The 18516-nt window shown below is 65.1% G+C and carries 13 protein-coding genes and 2 pseudogenes; 6 read left to right on the forward strand and 9 right to left on the reverse strand.

Annotated features, from left to right (window positions below):
- The first annotated feature begins 3 nt into the window (after positions 1-3).
- Entirely contained in the window at positions 4-486 is a 483-nt protein-coding gene (locus tag D7S89_RS13030) for a GNAT family N-acetyltransferase (RefSeq protein WP_121278097.1), read from the forward strand.
- On the opposite strand, the gene D7S89_RS13035 is transcribed toward D7S89_RS13030, so the two are convergent.
- The 6 genes from D7S89_RS13035 to D7S89_RS13060 form a co-directional block, all read right to left on the reverse strand.
- Complete coding sequence (locus tag D7S89_RS13035) at positions 483-2330, reverse strand: ABC transporter ATP-binding protein (protein WP_121278098.1); 1848 nt, start codon at positions 2328-2330, stop codon at positions 483-485. The two genes, D7S89_RS13030 and D7S89_RS13035, sit on opposite strands and share 4 nt — an antisense overlap.
- Positions 2331-2696: 366 nt before the next feature.
- Positions 2697-3593, reverse strand: coding sequence for a PilZ domain-containing protein (locus D7S89_RS13040; RefSeq protein WP_147426645.1), 897 nt, complete (start codon positions 3591-3593; stop codon positions 2697-2699).
- A gap of 60 nt (positions 3594-3653) precedes the next feature.
- Complete coding sequence (flhC, locus tag D7S89_RS13045; RefSeq protein ID WP_121278100.1) at positions 3654-4211, reverse strand: flagellar transcriptional regulator FlhC; 558 nt, start codon at positions 4209-4211, stop codon at positions 3654-3656.
- Positions 4212-4224: 13 nt separating this feature from the next.
- Positions 4225-4542: a flagellar transcriptional regulator FlhD gene (gene flhD / locus D7S89_RS13050; RefSeq protein WP_121278101.1), complete on the reverse strand. Its 318-nt coding sequence runs from the start codon at positions 4540-4542 to the stop codon at positions 4225-4227.
- 295 nt (positions 4543-4837) lie between these two features.
- Complete coding sequence (locus tag D7S89_RS13055; protein ID WP_121278102.1) at positions 4838-8653, reverse strand: DUF748 domain-containing protein; 3816 nt, start codon at positions 8651-8653, stop codon at positions 4838-4840.
- Positions 8654-8690: 37 nt separating this feature from the next.
- On the reverse strand, positions 8691-10181 hold the full coding sequence (locus D7S89_RS13060) for a DUF1254 domain-containing protein (RefSeq protein ID WP_121278103.1): 1491 nt from the start codon (positions 10179-10181) through the stop codon (positions 8691-8693).
- A 211-nt stretch (positions 10182-10392) separates the two neighbouring features.
- Here D7S89_RS13060 and D7S89_RS13065 point away from each other — a divergent pair, with 211 nt between their 5' ends.
- Positions 10393-11043: an FMN-binding negative transcriptional regulator gene (locus D7S89_RS13065; protein WP_121278104.1), complete on the forward strand. Its 651-nt coding sequence runs from the start codon at positions 10393-10395 to the stop codon at positions 11041-11043.
- 176 nt (positions 11044-11219) lie between these two features.
- Positions 11220-13469 (forward strand): annotated as a pseudogene (locus D7S89_RS13070) (heavy metal translocating P-type ATPase); the annotation flags it as partial.
- A 66-nt stretch (positions 13470-13535) separates the two neighbouring features.
- Here D7S89_RS13070 and D7S89_RS13075 read toward each other — a convergent pair.
- Both D7S89_RS13075 and D7S89_RS27180 read right to left on the reverse strand, forming a co-directional pair.
- The gene (locus tag D7S89_RS13075) at positions 13536-13808 is read right to left on the reverse strand and encodes a hypothetical protein (protein WP_220702153.1); all 273 of its coding nucleotides are present in this window, start codon (positions 13806-13808) and stop codon (positions 13536-13538) included.
- 116 nt (positions 13809-13924) lie between these two features.
- On the reverse strand, positions 13925-15235 hold the full coding sequence (locus D7S89_RS27180) for a hypothetical protein (RefSeq protein WP_147426647.1): 1311 nt from the start codon (positions 15233-15235) through the stop codon (positions 13925-13927).
- A gap of 229 nt (positions 15236-15464) precedes the next feature.
- On the opposite strand from D7S89_RS27180, the gene D7S89_RS13090 reads away from it, so the two are divergent.
- Positions 15465-16568 carry an AGE family epimerase/isomerase gene (locus D7S89_RS13090; RefSeq protein WP_121278109.1) on the forward strand — a complete coding sequence of 368 codons (1104 nt, stop codon included), beginning with the start codon at positions 15465-15467 and terminating at the stop codon, positions 16566-16568.
- 389 nt (positions 16569-16957) lie between these two features.
- Here D7S89_RS13090 and D7S89_RS13095 read toward each other — a convergent pair.
- Positions 16958-17232: pseudogene (locus tag D7S89_RS13095) on the reverse strand (DUF1016 N-terminal domain-containing protein); the annotation flags it as partial.
- Positions 17233-17392: 160 nt separating this feature from the next.
- Here D7S89_RS13095 and D7S89_RS27440 point away from each other — a divergent pair.
- Complete coding sequence (locus D7S89_RS27440; RefSeq protein WP_183085184.1) at positions 17393-17557, forward strand: hypothetical protein; 165 nt, start codon at positions 17393-17395, stop codon at positions 17555-17557.
- Positions 17558-17934: 377 nt separating this feature from the next.
- Positions 17935-18444 carry a hypothetical protein gene (locus D7S89_RS13100; RefSeq protein ID WP_121278110.1) on the forward strand — a complete coding sequence of 170 codons (510 nt, stop codon included), beginning with the start codon at positions 17935-17937 and terminating at the stop codon, positions 18442-18444.
- Positions 18445-18516 lie beyond the last annotated feature (72 nt).

Here is an 18516-nt window from a genome sequence, read left to right on the forward strand (position 1 = left end):
CCCATGACAGACGCACCGCTACGCATCTCGACCGACAAGCGCGAACTCGATGTCGATGTCATCCACGCCTTCCTGCGCGACCACGCGCCGTGGTCCCTCGGCATCGCCCGCCCCATCGTCGAGCGGGCCATCGAAGGGTCGCTATGCTTCGGTGCCTATCTGGGTGAACGGCAAGTCGCCTTCGCGCGCGTCGTCACCGACTACGCCACGTTCGGCTATCTGTGCGATGTCTTCGTGCTGCCCGAGTACCGCTCGCGTGGATACGCCGCGGCATTGGTACAGCACATCTTCGATTCGGAGCCGCTCACGCAACTACGGCGCGTCGTGCTCGTGACGTCGGACGCGCATGGCCTCTACCGCCCATGCGGCTTCGAGGCGCTCGCGCATCCGCACAAGTACATGGAACTGCACCGGCCCGACGTGTATCGGCAAAGCAGCCCTGCCCCGGGACCGGAGCAGGGTGCCAGCGGGCATGCGCAGGCCTAGACTTGCGCTTCCGGGACGCTGAGCGACGGCGTGCCGAGTGCCGGGTGGAGCCCCTTCGTCAGCTCGAGCGCCTGACGCTCGAAGAAGCGCCGGTACAAGCCGTTCTCGATACGGATCAGCGCGTCATGGCTGCCTTCTTCGACCACCTTGCCCTTGTCGAGCACGAGCAGCCGGTCGAGCGCGCGCACGGTCGAGAGCCGGTGCGCCACCACGAGCGTCGTGCGGCCCACCATCAACCGCTCCATCGCCTGCTGGATCAGCGCTTCACTCTCGCTATCGAGGCTCGAGGTGGCCTCGTCGAAGATCAGCACCGGCGCATCGGCGAGGAACGCCCGTGCAATCGCCACGCGCTGACGCTCGCCCCCTGAGAGCTTGACCCCGCGCTCGCCGACCAACGTGTCATAACCGTTCGGCAGCGTCTCGATGAACTCGTGCACATTCGCGAGCCGCGCCGCGCGCTCGATCTCCGCCTGCGTGGCGCCGGGCCGTGCATACGCGATGTTGTCGGCCAGCGAGCGGTGAAACAGCAACGGCTCCTGCTGCACGATCGCGATCTGCGAACGCAAGGAGGCCTGACGAACGGCTGAGATGTCCTGCCCGTCGATCGTGATCCTGCCGTCGGCAACGTCGTAGAGACGCTGAATCAGCTTGATGAACGTCGTCTTGCCCGAGCCCGAGTGGCCGATCAGCCCGACCCGCTCACCCGGCGCGATGCGCACCGAGAAGTCCACGTAGAGCGGCGCGACGTGCGCGTCGTAGCGGAACGTCACGCGTTCGAAGCGGATCTCGCCGCGCTCGATCGCGATCGGCTTCGCGCCGGGGCGGTCTTCGATGCCGAGCGGCAACGCATCGAGCTCGACGAGTTCTTCCATGTCGTTGACCGACCGCTGCACGTGGCGCACGAGCATGCCGACGTCGCGCAGGTAACCTTTCAGCACCATGAACATCGTCAGTGCGAACGTGAGGTCTCCGACACCCGCCTTGCCCTCCCGCCACAACTCCAGCGCCGTGCCGAGCATGGCGGCCTGCAGCACCGCCAGCATGAGCATCTGCAGACCGCCGTTGGTCGAGCCGTGCAACCAGGCACGCAGCGTGCGGCGCTGCCACTTGCCGACGACGCGTGCGAGCCGCGCCTCTTCGCGCGTTTCGGCCCCGAACGCCTTGACGACCGAGTTGCAGGTCACGGCATCCGCCAGCCCACCGCCGAGGCGCGTATCCCACGTATTGCTGAGCCGCGCGGCGGGCGCAACGAAGTTGAGCGCCATCGCACTCGTCACGGCGATATAGATGATGGCCCCGACGCCGACGATGCCGCCCATGACGGGCCAATGCACACCGAGCGCGACGATCGATCCCACCAGCATCGCGAACGACGGCAAGATGCCCACGAGCAGCGCGTCGTTGAGCAAGTCGATGGCCCACATACCGCGCGTGATCTTGCGCACCGTCGAGCCGGCGAAGCTGTTCGCATGCCAGTCGGTCGAAAAGCGCTGCACACGATGAAATGCGTTGGCAATCATCTCGCGCATCATGCCCAGCGTGAACACGCTGATATTGACGAGCATGGCGTAGCGCATCAGCGCGCTGGCCACCCCCAGTGCGATCAACATCGCAAGCGCCACCACCGCGATATGCCACGCCGCATCGCGCTGCCCGAGTCCGGCCGCGAGCGCATCGACGAGCCGGCCCGAGTACACCGGCATGAGCACGTCGGCCATCGCTGTCAGCAGCGACAGCACGATTACTACGCTGCCGCGTAGCCATTGATTTTTCCAGTGGGCGAACGTGAAGCCCAACACCTTGCGAAACACTTGCGACCCACTATTTGAATTCTTAAGAGTCATATGTCCTCCGCCCGGCGTGCAAAGCGGCCGAGCAATCGAATGAAATCGAATTGAAAGAGAAACGAAACCGCACGCGTCGGCATAAGCCGATGCGCGATTGACTGCTGTTACTGGTTTGTTTGGATTTGCCGAACTAAAGCGGCGATTGACGTCGACGTCAGCGTCGACCTGCAACAAAGGCCACGGAAAGGGCGGCTGCGAGCATTTTCGACATCATTTAATGCCTCCTTTCAGGGTTTTAGGGATGGGAATGCCTAGTCTAGCAGCGTCGCGATTGGCATGCGACATGTTGCTCTACGTCATATGGTTATTTCACAACAACGAGATCTCGTAGTGAAACGGACATAGGTCGTTCGCACTCGTTCTTTAATCGACGCGGTTCTCATAGATCGACGCATAGACGCGATCGAGGACAAATGCCTTGATGGCGAATTGCTGCGCGGGCTCGATCGTTTCGAACTCGATGCCGTGCGTGATCCATTTCGATGCGCCCTTCTGCGCATGCACGTTGCGGATGATGGCCGACGTCTGCACGCGCAGATCGAGGTCGCTCGTCTTGAGCCGGAAGGCAATGCGCAAACGCGCCCCGACCGCACCGAGCTGCCCCGGTACGGCCAGCGACATGCCGCCTGAGCTGATGCTGCGGCCGAGCGCGAGGCCGTCATAGGCGCCGTCGGCCGTCGCGGCAAGCGCGTAACGCACCGGAATGTGCACGGATACGCGCACGGCCCGGCGCATGCGCAGGCGCCGGATGTGTGACGGTGCGGAAAGCAATGCGTGGCCCAGCGGCTCCTTGTAGACCGCCTCGATCGTGCAGATGGACCAACACACCACCTGACGCGATACCGACACCATTTCGAGCTGCTCACCCGGCACGAACTCGAGCGGCGGCTGCCCGCGCGCGGGCAGCGTGACGAACAACTCGTGATTCGGCGCGATGCCGATGATGCGGCTCGAGCGCATCGGCTGCGCCGCGCACAGACGTGGACGCAACCCGAGCGTCGTGCCGAGCGACAGCCCCATGTCGGCCGCCTTCAGGCTCGAGGGCTGCGCAGCATCGAACGTGAGCGGGTCAGCGTGGTCCATGTCCAGATCGCCGCGCACGGGCCGAAAGTGTTCGAACAGGAACGTGCGTTCGTCGGCACGCGCGAGCGTAAAGCCCCGATCGAGAAGCAGTGTGCCGTCTTCGTTGACGATGGGCCAAGCGAGCGGCGTGCCCACGGGCACGTCGTCCTGAAGCAAAGCTTGAGTTGCGCTATTCAACGCTACCTCCTCGCAAATGCGTCGCGTTACTGCGTCATGGCATGGCACTGCCGCGACGGCTCAGTTGAGCATCGGCGCCGGCGCAGACGCGCCCGCTTCTGTGCCACGCACTTTCTTGCCGGCACGCGACGGCGGCTGACAAATCGCGCACACCTTGTGGCCCGGCAGATCGTGTTTGTAGCCGACGAACTTGCCGCCGCAGCGCCGGCAGGGCGACAACTGCAAGATGCCGCCGTTGAAGAAGCGCACGAGTGTCCACGCGCGCGTGAGGTCGAGCTGCGGCTCGATGCAGCCGTAGGCGCAGTGCTCCTTGTAGAGCCGATAGCCTTTGGTCAGCGCATCGACGTGCGAACAGCACCCTTCATTTTTCAGAAACGAATAGGTGTTGTAGAACAGCGAAGCATGAATGTTCGCCTGCCAGGTCATGTACCAGTCTGCCGACGAAGGGAGCATGCCCTTGGGCGGCGACTCCGACTTCACTTCCCGATACAGGCGGATCAGGCGGTCGCGCGACAACGACAGTTCGCTCTCGAGCACCTGCATGCGCGCGCCGAGTTCGATCAACGCCACCGCGCGGGCCACTTCGTGTGCATCTTCGATCAGGCTGGTCTTGGCCATGGCTCCCCCCGTATCAGGCAAACTGCTCGGCCGGCTGACCGGCCAGCAGGAGCGCCGCGTGCGTCCGCGTGACGTCCACGTCGCGCGCGGGTTCGGCAAGCGCGCTCAGCATGGCGGCGTCGTTGAAGCGAAATCCGCACAGCAACTCGTCGGATGCCGCGAGCTTGATGCTCTGCGCGGGCGACAGGCTGCTCAACAAATCCGCCAGCTGCGCCGACAGGCCGAGACGGAACATGCCGATCGGGCGATCGGACCGCAGCATGTGCTGAGCAAGGATGAGGTACGACAGATTGACTTCCTGAATCGCTTCCTGCGAGTCCCAAGTGTCCATGGCGTCTCTCCGCTTGACGGGCCTGATGTCCTCGCGTCGGTAGTGCAACCGATCGGGAAAACACCAACGCGTTTGCTGTGTGCGAAGTATTGGCCAGAAGATTGCCCGCGCAAATCGGCGAGACCTGATCTTGGTGTCGTCCGTTGCACTACGCGTGTCAGCGTTTTCCCACAGGAGGGCCGCTACTGAATGGAGCACATGCAGAAAGCACAGCGGCGCGCGAGGTTCGAGCCCCCGCGCGCCGCATGTCGTCAAGCCGCTCGATCAGATCAAGCGGTCATCGCAGTGATCGTGGTCATTCGAGACCGAAATCGACGCGCGTCGACGGTCCGGTGTCCTTGAGATCCTGCGCGTCGAGCTTCGGCGCCACGACGAACAGGCGCTTCGTATCGACCTTGTCGGCCAAGTACTGCTGCACCACCTGTGCACGCTGCTGCGCGAGCGCGCGCAAGCTTGCCTCGTCGATCGGCGCGTGCGCGGCCAGCGAACGCTTCATGTCGTCGTCGGGCAGCGTCTTCGTGAGGCCGATGAGGTTGCGCGGCTTCTTGAAGTCGGCGTTCTTGTACACCTTCGCCAAGTAGCCGCTGTACTCGCCGGTGTCGACTTTCACCGTGGCCGGATCGACGCTCTCGCCATGCCCCACCAGTGCCTTGATCTTCTCCTTGCGCACGAGCTCGTCGACATACACGAGACGCAGCGCCGGGGTATCGATGGCGGGATCGACGCGGCCGCTCAAGTCGAGCTTGACCTCGGGCTTCTCGGTCAGCAGCTTGGCCAGCGTGTCGAGCTTCTCGCGCGATGCATCGGTCAGGTCCGCGGAACCCGGCGCGAACGCCAGATACTGCAGTTGCTCCGCCCCGCTCGCCCCGCCGGCGCCGATTGCGTTGGTCAGCAGCGCGAACGGTGCGGTCACGGCCTTTTCGACCAGATGGACGATCGCGCTCCAGATCAGGCCCCCGAGGCTGAACTGCGGATTGGACAGCGAACCGGACACCGGAACGTTCACGTCGATCTGGCCGCGCGAGTTCTTCAGCAGCGCGATCGCCAGGCGGACGGGCAACTTCGTCGCCGTATCGTTCTGCACATGCTCGCCGAACGTGAGCTGGTCGATGAAGATATGGTTGTTCGCGGCCAGCAGGTCATTGTCGAGCTGGTAATGCAGATCGACGTTGAGCTTGCCCTTCGTGATCGGATAGCCCGCGTACTTCGTCGAGTACGGCGACAAGTTCGTGAGCTCGATGTCGTGCGCGCTCGCGTTCAAGTCGAGCGACGGCTTGTGCGCGAGCGGATTGACCGTGCCGCGGATCGCAATCGGCCCGTTGCCGGCCAGGCTCGCGCTCACGTCGACAGGGGCGGGCGTGGTCGCGTCGGTGGCGATCGTGCCGATCGTGCCCGTAATGTCGACGAGGTTCGCGCTGTAGTTCGGCTTCACGAAGTCGTCGGTGTAATTGACGTGGCCTTGCTGAAGCACGATTTCGCCGATGCGGGCCTTGAACGGGTTCGCCGCTGCGCCCGGTGACGGCTGGCTCGGGCTCGGTTCGACGGCCGCGACGGCCGAACCGCCCGACGGCTTCGCCGCACCGGCACTCGACGCGGCCACCTCGGCGGCGGCCTTTTGCTGTGCCAGCACGTCGTTGAGGTTCAGCTTGCCCTGCGCATCGAGCAGCACGCGCCCGAAGAAGTTCGTGAACGTGACGCGGCCTACATCGAGCGATGTGCCGTGCCCGTCGTAGCGCGCGTTCACGCGCGCGAGCGCCAGCGCACGCCAGCCCGCCAACGGTGCCGACGTAATGCGATCGAGCAGCCGCACGTCGACGAGCGCCGCGCCGCCGCGGTAGCTCGCTTGCACCGTACCCTTGGGCATGCCGACCTTCACGTCGGCGCGCGCGTTGAGCAACGCACTCGCCACGGTCGCGTTCAGTGCCGAACCGAAATACGGTTCGAAAGCCGCGACATCGAGACGATTCGCGCTGAGCGTCAGCGTGGCGTCGAGCGGACTCGGCGCGACGTTGCCCTCGATCGTCAGTGCGCCCTTGCCGTTCAGCGTCGCGGCGAGCTTGACGGGCAAGGCCCGCGAGAGATCGTCGCTGATGTTGTGCGCGTTCAGCTGGACCGCCGTGAAATGCAGCGTCGCGGGCCGCGCGGGGCTATTGTCGACGAGGTTGGCCGCCGCATCCTTCACGTCGAGCTCGCCGATCGTGTAGTGCCAGGCCGGCTGCGCGCCGCTGGCGGGCGCCGCCGCCGCGGCAGGCCGCGGTGCGCGGCCCGGCGGGTGGCCGAGTGCGGCCAGATCGATGTTGCCGTCCTTGGCACGCGAGACATTGACGGCGAGCCCCGTTGCATCGACGCTCGCGATCTCCGCCGTGCGGGCCGCAAGATCGACCCGCTTGATGCCGACACGGCCTTCCGTCAGCGCAAGGGCAGGCGCGGCTTTCGTCGATGCCGCGGTGCCATTGGTGCCATTACCACCGTTGCTGCCGTTCGCGTTCGCGATCTTCAGGCCCTTGAACGTGATCGTGCTATCGCCGACGTGCACCTCGGGCGGCGTCTTCGCCCATGCCGCGTCGACGGCCAGTGACGTGCCGAGCGTGCCGTCGACGATACGCGCCGCCGTCACATCGTCGAGGTACGGCTGCACGAGCGGCAGCGGCAACGCATCGGCGTCGAGCTTGGCGTCAGCGGTCTTTCCGGCCAGGTTGAACGAGCCCGTGGCCGCGAGCGACCCGCCCTGCGCGAGCGAGGCGTGAATCGCATAGCGGGCGGGTGTCTTGGCCAGCGTCGAGACGTCATCGAGCGTGATCGACAACGGCTTGACCTCGACCGTGACAGGTCGCGCCGTGGCTTGGTCTTCGTAACCGACCGTACCGTCGGTCAAGATGAAACGTTTGATCGAGAGATCGAGCGGCGGCGTGGTGTTGCTGTCGGCCTCGACGCTCGACGCACCCGTGGGCTTCGCCGCGCTCGCGGCTGCGGCCATGCTCGCCGCCGCTACCGTTGCCGTGTTCGCCTTGGCGTTGGTGTTTGCCTTCGCATTGGCGTCTGCGGCAGCCGGCGCGAATGTGCGCACGACACTGAGCACGCCGGCCCGATCGCGCGCCAGATGCGCCGCGGGCGCATCGAGGCGAATCTCGTCGAAGTGATAGACGCTCGCCAGCGGTTCGAGCGTCGCCGCGGCGACATGCACGGCATGCGCGGAGAACAATGGCGCGCGCCGTTCGTCGACGATCTGCGCATCGGCCAGATCGGCCGTGCCCGTCACCGTCAGCGTGGGCGCGTCGCTCCTGATGAGGAAATGCAGCTTCAGATCGGCGGCCAGCTTGCCGCTCAGCACCGACACGGGCAGCTTCGCCGGCACGTAGGACATCACGCGCGGCACGTCGATGTCATCAAACTTGAGCGATATCTCCGATTCGCGTGACGCCGCGAACGGCTTCGTCTTGCCGTCGATTTCGAGCGGACTGCCGTCCACGCGCGCGGCGAAATGCGGGTCCACGAAAATATCGGTCTGCGAAGGCAGCGTCGCAATGAACGGCACGCCGAGCGACAGCCGATCGACGACATGCCGCGCGCCGAGCAGGCGGTCGTCGAAATCGACGCGACCGTTCTGCACGGCGATGTTCGACACGGAGAACAGCGTCTGCGTCGTTTTCGGCTGGGACGGCTTGGAGAACTTCTCGACGAGGTCGGTGAAGTTGAAGCGCTGCGCGTCGTAGCGCACCACGTTCACATGCGGCGAGTCGACGGTGACCTCGCTGACGATCGGCGCGAACCGCAGCAACGACATCCACGACACCTGCACGACGAGCCGCTCGATGCTCGCGAATTCGCCGCTGCCGCCGCGCTCGCCAAGCCGAATGCCCCGCGCCTCGAGCCGCAGCGTGTACGGATCGAGCTTGACGCGCTCGATGCTGGCGGGGCGGTCCAGCGCTTCGGTCAGCTGCTGCTGCGCAACGTGGCGGATCAGCGGCGGCGCCGCGAAGAACCCCAGCAGACCGAACAGCGTGAGGAAAATCGCCAGCCCGATCGCGATCCGCCGTGTGCGGCGGGCACGCAACGCATCACTCAGCCTGCCGAGGGGTGAAGCCACATCGGCTTTCGGCTCGTTCGTCATTCATGTACTCCGTTACCGCCAAATATCAAATACCAGGTTACTGCCGGGTTACCGCGGGCGGTTGCCAACTGCTGTCGATCGCGCGGGCCTGCGGCGCGTAAAGCCGCATCACGAGCTGAAACGGACCGCTCGGCACGGCCAGCCAGTTCGGCTGGTGGGCCTTGATCGGCGCGTTGGTCTGCACGTAGATGTCGATCGAACCGTCGCGGTTGCGGCGCAGCACGTCACGTGAGCTGATCGAGCGGCGCGCGGTATGCGCGTCGCCGAGCGCGCCGTCGGTCGTATAGGCCGTGATGGTCCAGAAGCCGCGTACGGGCGGCAACGACTTCGCCGCGAAATGCAGCACATAGCGGTTCGAGCCGTCGAGTGCCTGGCCATCGCCATCGGCCTTCACGATCGGCGACACTTCATCGTCCTTCGTCCCGGTGCCGGGACGCGTGTAGGCCGCGTACGCGCGCAGCGCGTAGTCCTCGCCGTAGTGGCCGACACCGTCGCCGAGCCAGACCCAGCCGTTGCTCGACAACCCATTGACGGGCGGCGTCGCCATGCGCGTGCGTGCCTCGGCCACACCCGCCGCGATCGCCGAGGCCGAGCCGTCAGGCAGATGCACGGCTTCGCCCGGCTTGACACCGAAATCGGCGAGGAGCTTCAGCGCATGCGCGTCGGACGGCGGGTTGTCGCGCAGGGCGTCGGCAAGCCGCGTGAAGAACGTGGCCGCATCGAGCTCGACGACGGCTTCGGCTTGCGCCGCCGGCGTATCGGCCAGCACGGCGGTGCCGTCCGGATCGTTGTTCGCCGCATCACGCTCGCGGGCATCGCGCTTGGCCATATGCTTACCGCGCGGCTCGTGCTGCTTGGTGTGCGCTTCGCTGACGTAGCCCGACAGCGGCGCCACGCGCACTTCCTCTTGCAGCCGCTTCGCGACCGGCACTTCGCGCGCGCCGTTGGCGGCGACGCGCACCGACAACCACAGGCTCTTGCCCGGCGCATCGACGCGCTCGACGCCGGCCGGCAGCTTACCATCCCAGCCCGGCGGCACGAGCGCAACCGTTTGCGCTTTCGGCTGACCGTTATGCGGGTTAGCCGACGTCCCCGTCGACCACACGACGTTCGTCCACATATCGAGCACGCGCGCGTCGAGGTAGCGGCCGCGCGTGGCCGGCAGCGAAACGACGACAGGCTCGGCCGTCAGATCGAGCCAGGCCGAAGAAGCGAGCGTATCGATGTCGGGCATCGACGGCGTATCGCCGGCCGTCGGCAGCGTATCGGTGTGGCGCAGCGTATTGACGTTCGCGGCCTGCGCGTCGCTCGCGCTGCCTAGCGCGGCCGCACGCGCCGTCGTCATCACGACGAGCGGGTAGCCGAATACGTAGGAATCGGCGACTTCGTCCTTGGTCCAGCCGCTCGCACTGGCGGCCGGCGTGGCGGGAGGTTGTGCGGCGCAGCCGGCCAAGAGGACCACGGCAGCGCAGGCAAACCAGGAACAGGCCCGGGCGGGCGAAAGCGGTTTTCGAATTTTTGTTGTCATGGGAGCAATCATTGGGAAGCGGCCGGCGCTCTCGCCACCAGGCCGTTGCGCGCCGCTCGGGCAAAGCCGGCTCGCGCGCTGCGTTGTCGAATGAATCGCGAAAGCGTTTTATCGTATCCTCGATCGCTAGGCAAGGACAACGCCGCGCCCGTATCCGCTTCGCCCTCATGTTCGCACACCGGGCACGTCGGGATTCTCAAGGATTCTCAAGATGTATGTACCCGCCCATTTCGAAGAAAACCGTCCCGACACGCTGCGCGAGCTGATCGAGCGGTATCCGCTCGGCATCCTCGTCAACGTCGGCGAAAACGGGCTCGACGCGAACCATGTCCCTTTCGAATTCGACACCGCCGCCGGGCCGCACGGCACGCTGCGCGCGCACGTTGCGCGTGCCAACCCGGTCTGGCGCGAAGCGGCCGGGCAACCGGAGGCGCTCGTCATCTTCCGGGGCCCGTCGGCTTACATCTCGCCGAACTGGTATCCGAGCAAGCATGAGACGCACCGGCTGGTGCCGACCTATAACTACATGGTCGTGCACGCGCATGGCCGCATGGTCATCCGTGAGGACGAAGCCTTCCTGCGCGGGTTGGTCGCGCGCCTGACGCGCCGCATGGAGGCGCAGGCCGGCGAGCCGCGCCCGTGGCGGATGGGCGATGCGCCGCCCGAGTTCATCGCGCAGTTGCTCGAACACATCGTCGGCATCGAAATCGAGGTCACGCGGCTCGTCGGCAAGTGGAAGCTGAGCCAGAACCGGGATGCGCGCGACCGGCTCGGCGCGATCGCCGCGCTCGAGGCGCTCGGAGACGACGAGAGCCGCGCCGTGGCCGCGGCCATGCGTGCCGCGCCGCCCGAGCTCGGTTGAGTGGGGTCGAAGGCGGCGGCAGCATGGAATGTGCGCAAAATGTGCGCAGCTGTGGCATGACGTGGTTGAAGCGTCATATCGCTTGACCTTCCCATCATTGGAATGTCGACACTGTCGTCTGTCGCGGCAGTGCGCCGTCTTTTCCTAGACTTTCTTTCATGACCGACCTATCTACTCCCGCCCCCGCGCTCGCAACAGCCGAGCTCGACATCGGCGGCATGACCTGCGCGTCGTGCGTCAAGCGCGTCGAGAAGGCGCTGACGCGCGTGCCGGGCGTCGCCACGGTGTCCGTGAACCTGGCCACCGAGCGCGCCACCGTCGGCCTGCCGGCCACGCAAGCGGCCGAAGTCATGGACGAGCTCGTGAAGGCCGTCGTCGACGCAGGCTATGAGGCACGACCCGTCGTGCACGATGACGCAGCCACCAGCGCAGCCGAAGCCGCCGAAACCGCAGAGGCGGCCCGCTTGCGCGAAGCCCGCCGCGAGCTCGCGATCGTGGCCGGTTGTGCGGTACTGGCCCTGCCACTGCTGCTGCCGATGGTGGCAGGCCCGCTGGGCCTCGCGCTCGAATTGCCCGCCTGGCTCCAACTGACGCTCGCGAGCGTCGTGCAGTTCGGCGCGGGGGCGCGCTTTTACGTCGGCGCCTATCGCGCGGTGCGCGCGCGTGCCGGCAACATGGACCTGCTCGTGGCGCTCGGCACGTCGGCGGCCTACGGCGTGAGCCTGTGGCAGATGCTGGCCCACCCCGGCGACACCCTGCATCTGTACTTCGAAGCGGCGGCCGTCGTCATCGTGCTCGTGCGACTCGGCAAGTGGCTCGAGACGCGGGCCAAGCGCGAAACCACCCAGGCCATTCGCGCGCTCAATGCGCTGCGGCCCGAGCGCGCGCACGTCAAGCGCGACGACGGCACCGAGCACGAGGTGCCGCTCGCGCAGGTGCGCGTGGGCATGATCGTCGCGGTGCGGCCCGGCGAGCGCTTGCCCGTCGACGGCGTGATTCGTGCCGGCCATACCCATGTCGACGAATCGCTGATCACGGGCGAGAGCCTGCCGGTCGCAAAGGGTCCTGGCGAACGCGTAACGGCAGGGTCGATCAACGGCGAGGGCCTGATCGAAGTCACCACCCGCGCGACGGGCGCCGAAACAACGCTCGCGCGCATCATCCGGCTCGTCGAGACCGCGCAGGCGCAAAAGGCGCCGATCCAGCGGCTCGTCGATCGCGTCAGCGCGGTGTTCGTGCCGGTCATCCTGATCATTGCGACGGCGACGCTGGTCGGCTGGTTGTTCGCGGGCGCCCCAGCGGAGACGGCCATCCTCAATGCGGTGTCGGTGCTCGTCATTGCCTGCCCGTGTGCGCTGGGTCTTGCGACGCCGGCTGCGATCATGGCCGGCACAGGCGTGGCCGCGCGTCACGGCGTGCTGATCAAGGACGCCGAAGCGCTCGAGCTTGCGCAGCGCGTGGCCGTGATCGCCTTCGACAAGACCGGTACGTTGACCGTCGGCAAGCCGCGGCTCGTGGGGTTCGAAGCGATCGGCATCGATGAGGCGCGCGCGCTTGCGCTGACTGCCGCCGTCGAACGCGGCAGCGACCATCCGCTTGCCCAGGCGCTCGTCGCTGCCTTCGACGCGAACGAGGCGGCCCGGCGGGTTGCATTGCCCAGCGCATCGCAAGTGCGAGCGGTCGCCGGACGTGGCGTCGAAGCAAACGTCGACGGTCGGACCTATTTCGTCGGCAACGCGCGCTGGCTGGCAGAGCTCGGTATCGAGCCCCCCTCCGAGGTGGCTGCGCGTGCGAATCAATGGGAAACGGCGGGCAACACGGTCTCCTGGCTGATCGCCGCGGCGACGCCGTCAGAACCGGCTGCCGTGCGCGCGCTGATCGCGTTCGGCGATACGGTAAAGCCGAACGCGCGCGACGCCGTCGAGCGCCTGGCCGCGCGCGGCGTCAAAAGCGTGCTGGTGACGGGCGATAACCACGGTGCAGCCGCCAGCGTGGCAGCCACGCTCGGCATCGACGAATATCATGCACAGGTGTTGCCGGAAGACAAGGCGCGCGTCGTGCAGGAGTTGAAGGCACGCACGAACGGCGTCGTGGCGATGGCCGGCGACGGCATCAACGATGCACCCGCGCTGGCCGCGGCCGACATTGGCATCGCCCTCGCGAGCGGCACCGATGTCGCCATGCATGCGGCCGGTGTCACGCTGATGCGCGGCGATCCGGCGCTCGTCGCCGATGCGATCGACATCTCGCGGCGAACTTATCGCAAGATCCAGCAGAACCTGTTCTGGGCGTTCGTCTACAACCTGATCGGTATTCCGCTGGCCGCACTGGGCTGGTTGAATCCGATGCTCGCGGGTGCGGCAATGGCGTTCTCGAGCGTCAGCGTCGTGACGAACGCGCTGCTGCTCAAGCGGTGGAAACAGTGATCGACGCGAGCGGCTCTTGAAGCGTGAAGCGGCGGCCCGATAAGGCCGCCGTTCGTTTAGCAGCGGTTAGTGGACTTCATGGTCGTCGTCGTGGCGATGGTCCCGGTCGCGGTACGGATCATGATCGTGAGGATGTCGACGCATCCATTCGTCGTGCTCCCAGTAGCGATGGCCGTCCCAATACCGGTCACCGTGCCACCCCAGCGACAGCTGGATGTTGACGCCCGGCTGCGCAGGCTCCCCATACGTTTGCGCCGTCGCGACGCTCGCAGTGAACAGCGCCCAAAGCGCAGTGGCTGCGATCGTCGCGGCCCGCGTGGCAATCGTCATAGATTTCATCATTACCTCCAGTTCCGGCTTACGTGCCTATCGATTGATAAGCATCCGCTGTGCCCGTTTCAACTGAAGGTATGCGCTGCGACGACTCGAAAGCTGGGCCGGCGCGTGAAGCACGCTCAGTGCGTGGCCGACGTTTTTGCCTTGTCCTTCGATCTATGTTGATGTGCCCTCGCGTGCTTGACGGGCGGTTGTGCACCGCTGTCGTCGGGCTGCGCCGGAGCCTCCACGATTGCGCCCGTCGCCGCATCGGTCGTTGCTTTGACGACGGTATCGGATAGCGCCGCCAGCGTGGTCTGCTGATTGGCCAGCAACGCCTCGGTCCGTTGCTGCGCAGCCGCGCTTTCGTTTGCGAAGCGCAGGACAACAATCATCTGCGCAATGCCGAGGATAGCCAGCACGACCAGCGCTACCGCCATGATCGTGAGCGTCCGGCTCGTGCGTTGCGCGCGTTCGCGAGCACTGCGACGCTCGTCGGCCAGCATGCCTTGGAGGTTCACAATCGTCTGATTGATTGCGGCCACAGCTGCGGCGTCAGCGGCCGGTTCGGCGGCGGGCGCAGGCCGGGCGATCGATGCGGGTGCCGATGCGGGTGCCGCTACAGCCGCCGGAGTCGGCGCGACCGAATTGGCGGTGGGGCGGGCAGCGCGTGGCGCCCCCAATGGCGTAGTCGGTCGCGCGGCGCGCTCGGCTGCTTGAGCGACGACCTTCGCCACGACAGTAGCCGTGTCGTCAGGCGGCGCCGCATCGCGCGGCACGGCGATGTTGGTGGTCGTAGCCGCTGGAGCCGGGGCGGCTTGGGACGGCTTTGTGTCAGGTCGCTTCGTCGCAGCCGGTGCTGGGCGGTTCTGCTTGGCCTCGACTTGCTTGGCTTCGACTTGCTTGGCTTCGGCTTGTTTGGCTTCGACTTGTTTGGCTTCGACTTGTTTGGCTTCGACTTGTTTGGCTTCGACTTGTTTGGCTTCGACTTGTTTGGCTTCGACTTGTTTGGCTTCGACTTGCTTGGCCTCGGCTTGCTTGGCCTCGGCTTGCTTGGCCTCGGCTTGCTTGGCTTCGGCTTGCTCGGCCTCCCCTTGCGTCGCATCAAACAGTCCGCCGCCCTCTGCCTTCACCTCACCCCGCTTGGCATCACCCTCCGCGTTGCCCTCGCCAGCGTCTCCAACCTCGTCATTGAGCGGAGCCAACGCATCGGCCGGCAACTCGAAACCGACTAACGTGCCCTGACGCGGATCGAACTCGAGCATAGGCGCGGCGCGCAATACATCCTCGTTGCCGAGCGGCAAAGCGCCGCCCGCGTCGTGCTGCTGCACGGCCGAGGCGGTGCGTGCGGCGCGCTGATCGGCGTTCGACGAGGCGGCACGCGCACGCCGCTTGGCCGTGGTCGAACGACGTGAAGAACGGGAAGTCGAGGATGCTGCGGAATCTGCCATAGATAGGAGGTCGGTTGCGGGCGGCGCCGCTTGTCTGATCGTTTCTGCGAACGCGGCATTGTCTCATGATCGGGACATGAAACACCCGGTAAAGCACGCGGCACGACACGATTGACGCCAGGCCCGCCCCGCTCCGGACCATTTGAATTATCCTTGGCGCTTCGCGCATGGGCCTGACCCGCCCCAGTTAGCCGTCAGACCATGCCTCCCGAGCTTTTGCCTCAAGCCTATGTCCAATTCGATCGACGCCGCCCTCGCGGCTCAGACCACCGCCCTGCGTGAGCACTTCACGCATATCGTGCTGCCACTCTGGCGCGGCCCCGGCTTCAACGTGGCCACGCAATTGCCGTATGAGGCCGTACGCGCCGACGATGGCGCGCCGCTGCCCGTCACGCGCTACCGCGCGATGGCCTGCGCGCGTCAGATGTTCGTCTTCGCGCAAGCCGGCGACAAGGCGCATGCCGAGCGTCTCTTTCATGCGCTATGCCGATACTTTCGTGACGAGCGTCACGGCGGCTGGTTCTACAGCGTCGATGCGCAAGGCGCGCCGCTCGATACGACGAAAGATCTGTACACGCACGCGTTCGTCGTGTTCGCCTGCGCGCAGTACGCGTCGGCATGTGGCGACGCCGCCGCGCTCGACGTGATTGCCGAGACGACAGCCGTCATCGATACGCGCTTTGCCGCCGGGCAAGGCCTGCTGAACGCCGCGCTCGACCGCAGCTTCGCGTCGGTCATCACGGGCCCGTTGCAAAACCCGCTGATGCATCTGACCGAAGCGTACCTCGCCGCACTGGCTGCCACGCGCGAGCCGAGCTTCGAAACGCGGCTCGCCGTGCTGGCCGACGCCATCGCGCGCGCATTCGTGCACGAGCCGACCGGCGCGATCGCCGAGCTGCCGATCGGCTCAGCCGACAATCGCCTCGAGCCAGGCCATCAATTCGAGTGGTTCTATCTTGTGAAGTGCGCAGGCGAGACGATTGCGGCGTCAGGGCTGGCAGCCTCGCTCGAGCGCGCATTCGAGTTCGCGCAGCGGCATGGCGTCGACGCGCAGACAGGCGGCGTGTGCGCGGCACTCGCGGAAGACGGGACGGTAAAGGATGCGACCCAGCGCATCTGGGCACAAACGGAATACTTGCGGGCACTCGCCACGCGCGGCCGGCCCGAGGACCTTCGCGCGCTTGCGCCGCAGATCGAGCGCTTTCGCACGAGCTTTCTGCATCCGCGCGGCTGGTACGAATGCAAGACGCCGCAAGGCGACGTGGCACGTGCCGACATGCCGTCGACGACGCCGTACCACCTCGCTACGGCTTACGCGTCGCTGCCGGAATAACGACTCGAAGCGGTAGGCTTTGTTTAGCATTCTTCACAGATTCGCGTGAAGACAGGTTCAAAAGAATCGTGAGCGGCCAACGCTCTGCTCCGTCAGTCGAGGTGCAAGATGTGGGCAGCAGCCCCAGATCCATGGCAAAAGACTTCTTCGGCTCCTGAACCGCTGTTCCCACTCGGGCCACCGCAATGTCCGATTTCGATGTACGGCGATCGCTCCATCGAATTGATCGACGAGCTCTCGCCTTCTATTCCGTTTCCGAACCAAGTTCGGCTTCGATTTGCTCAATCGTGGGAAGGTCTGAAACAAATGGAGCGGGGAAGCCGAGAAAATCAAAAATGTACGGATCCTTGAGCACTTCGTGCGCCAAATCCGACTGAGGCGACGCTAAATTGTGCAGCAGCTTGCTGCACAAATATACCGTCCGGCCACGCCTCGGCGAACGCTCTCATGTATTTAAGGTTCCGCGGAGAGAAGCCCGCATGTCGGGAAACGCGGCTTTCAGGTCCTTGGCCAGCCGGTCGATCACCTTTGCGCCCCATCTCTGACGCCGTTGTCGCTCCAGGATGTCGCGACCAATCTGCCAGTAAAGCGAGATCAATTCGCGGTTGCCGGAGAGTGCCGCTCGTTGCCGCGCTTGTTCGACACGCGATTTGAGGTCGGTCAGTCATACGGCGTAGTCGGGCGAGTTGGGAAGCAAGTCGGTCATTTAAATGGGGCCGGTGCGCCGGGCAAAAACAGCAGGTAATGGGATTATCGGAGGTCAGGTGACCGGCACGCAAACGGGGACACGCATGCCAACCGCGCGCACGAGTCGGCAGCCCCCCATGAGAGACAAATGCCGACGCATTCTGAAAACGCAGACGCTCGCCGACCTCGACTTCCCTTGGGCGCTCGAAACGGCCGAGATGCCGCGTCCGTCATCGGTACGCGAGCGTACCGATAACTGGCCCGAGGCCGACAGCGGAATGTCAACCCTGGGCCCGGGGTGAGTGGCACCCCATGGCCGATCTCGGAAGTTCGTCGTCCGACGACGATCGATCTTCCCGACTCAGCCCCGAACTCCTGTAGTCGACCCGTTTCGGCCGTTCAGGCTCTCACGGCTGCAAAGACAGCTTCCAAGGTAGATCGGTCATTTCGTCATGTGTAGCGGTTGGCGGGACGTCGGTAATTGACTGAACAGGGAAGTTGCACCGCAACACTGCTGCTCCCGAGGGATACCCTCCCGACTCTCCGGCGCGTTTGAAGGCGGACCACGTGGAGGAAACCGAACGCCTGTGTGCGGGCGCTAACTTTATGGATTAGCAGAGCGAAATTGGGCCCGATCTCCCATAATTCCCGTTGGGGGAGACAGCGATAGGAGGAGGCCATGATCGTCACTGCGACCAACACGCGGGACAGCGTCACCTACAGCGCCTCCATGGTGTCGAAACGGAAGGTCATTGTGATGCACCGGAAAGTAAGGAAGGACTCCTCTGACACCGAAAAGCTGCTGTCGAGTAGCTTTCCTCCTATTTATCGCTGGCACATCATCTCAGAAGCCGCCGTGTGGCGCGGCAAACTCGGAGTCCTGAAGTGCCTCGCAGCACCCCGCCTTGTGGTTGAGCTTGCACTCTCGGCCCGAGAATCGGGGGAAGACGTAGGGCAATCCGAGTTCAGCGAACTGCTAAAAGACATTTTGACTAATGGAAACATGTCCGACTTGGCTGGAGACGACAGCCTCACTGAACGACTTCGGAAACAGGGATTCCTAGTCGATTCGCACACGCTGCGCAGCCTTCCGTTTGCGAAAAAAGTGCCAGCGTTATGTCTCGTCCCCGTTGACTCACGCGAAAACCTGTTCGGTATCGATGAAGACGAATCATCCGACGCGACATAGTACTCGCGGATTAGTAGAGCAAATTTCGGCCCGGTTTAACATTTACGCCTATGTCACCTGTGCGAGGTTCGC

Origin of the sequence: Trinickia fusca (assembly GCF_003628145.1) — a bacterium.
Taxonomy (GTDB): Bacteria; Pseudomonadota; Gammaproteobacteria; order Burkholderiales; family Burkholderiaceae; genus Trinickia; species Trinickia fusca.

Bases quoted from the DNA above. Each gene is read 5' to 3' on its own strand.
- D7S89_RS13030 (WP_121278097.1), top strand. From the start codon at position 4: ATGACAGACGCACCGCTACGCATCTCGACCGACAAGCGCGAACTCGAT.
- D7S89_RS13035 (WP_121278098.1), bottom strand. From the start codon at position 2,330: ATGACTCTTAAGAATTCAAATAGTGGGTCGCAAGTGTTTCGCAAGGTG.
- flhC (WP_121278100.1), bottom strand. From the start codon at position 4,211: ATGGCCAAGACCAGCCTGATCGAAGATGCACACGAAGTGGCCCGCGCG.
- flhD (WP_121278101.1), bottom strand. From the start codon at position 4,542: ATGGACACTTGGGACTCGCAGGAAGCGATTCAGGAAGTCAATCTGTCG.
- D7S89_RS13055 (WP_121278102.1), bottom strand. From the start codon at position 8,653: ATGACGAACGAGCCGAAAGCCGATGTGGCTTCACCCCTCGGCAGGCTG.
- D7S89_RS13060 (WP_121278103.1), bottom strand. From the start codon at position 10,181: ATGACAACAAAAATTCGAAAACCGCTTTCGCCCGCCCGGGCCTGTTCC.
- D7S89_RS13065 (WP_121278104.1), top strand. From the start codon at position 10,393: ATGTATGTACCCGCCCATTTCGAAGAAAACCGTCCCGACACGCTGCGC.
- D7S89_RS13075 (WP_220702153.1), bottom strand. From the start codon at position 13,808: ATGAAATCTATGACGATTGCCACGCGGGCCGCGACGATCGCAGCCACT.
- D7S89_RS27180 (WP_147426647.1), bottom strand. From the start codon at position 15,235: ATGGCAGATTCCGCAGCATCCTCGACTTCCCGTTCTTCACGTCGTTCG.
- D7S89_RS13090 (WP_121278109.1), top strand. From the start codon at position 15,465: ATGTCCAATTCGATCGACGCCGCCCTCGCGGCTCAGACCACCGCCCTG.
- D7S89_RS27440 (WP_183085184.1), top strand. From the start codon at position 17,393: ATGAGAGACAAATGCCGACGCATTCTGAAAACGCAGACGCTCGCCGAC.
- D7S89_RS13100 (WP_121278110.1), top strand. From the start codon at position 17,935: ATGATCGTCACTGCGACCAACACGCGGGACAGCGTCACCTACAGCGCC.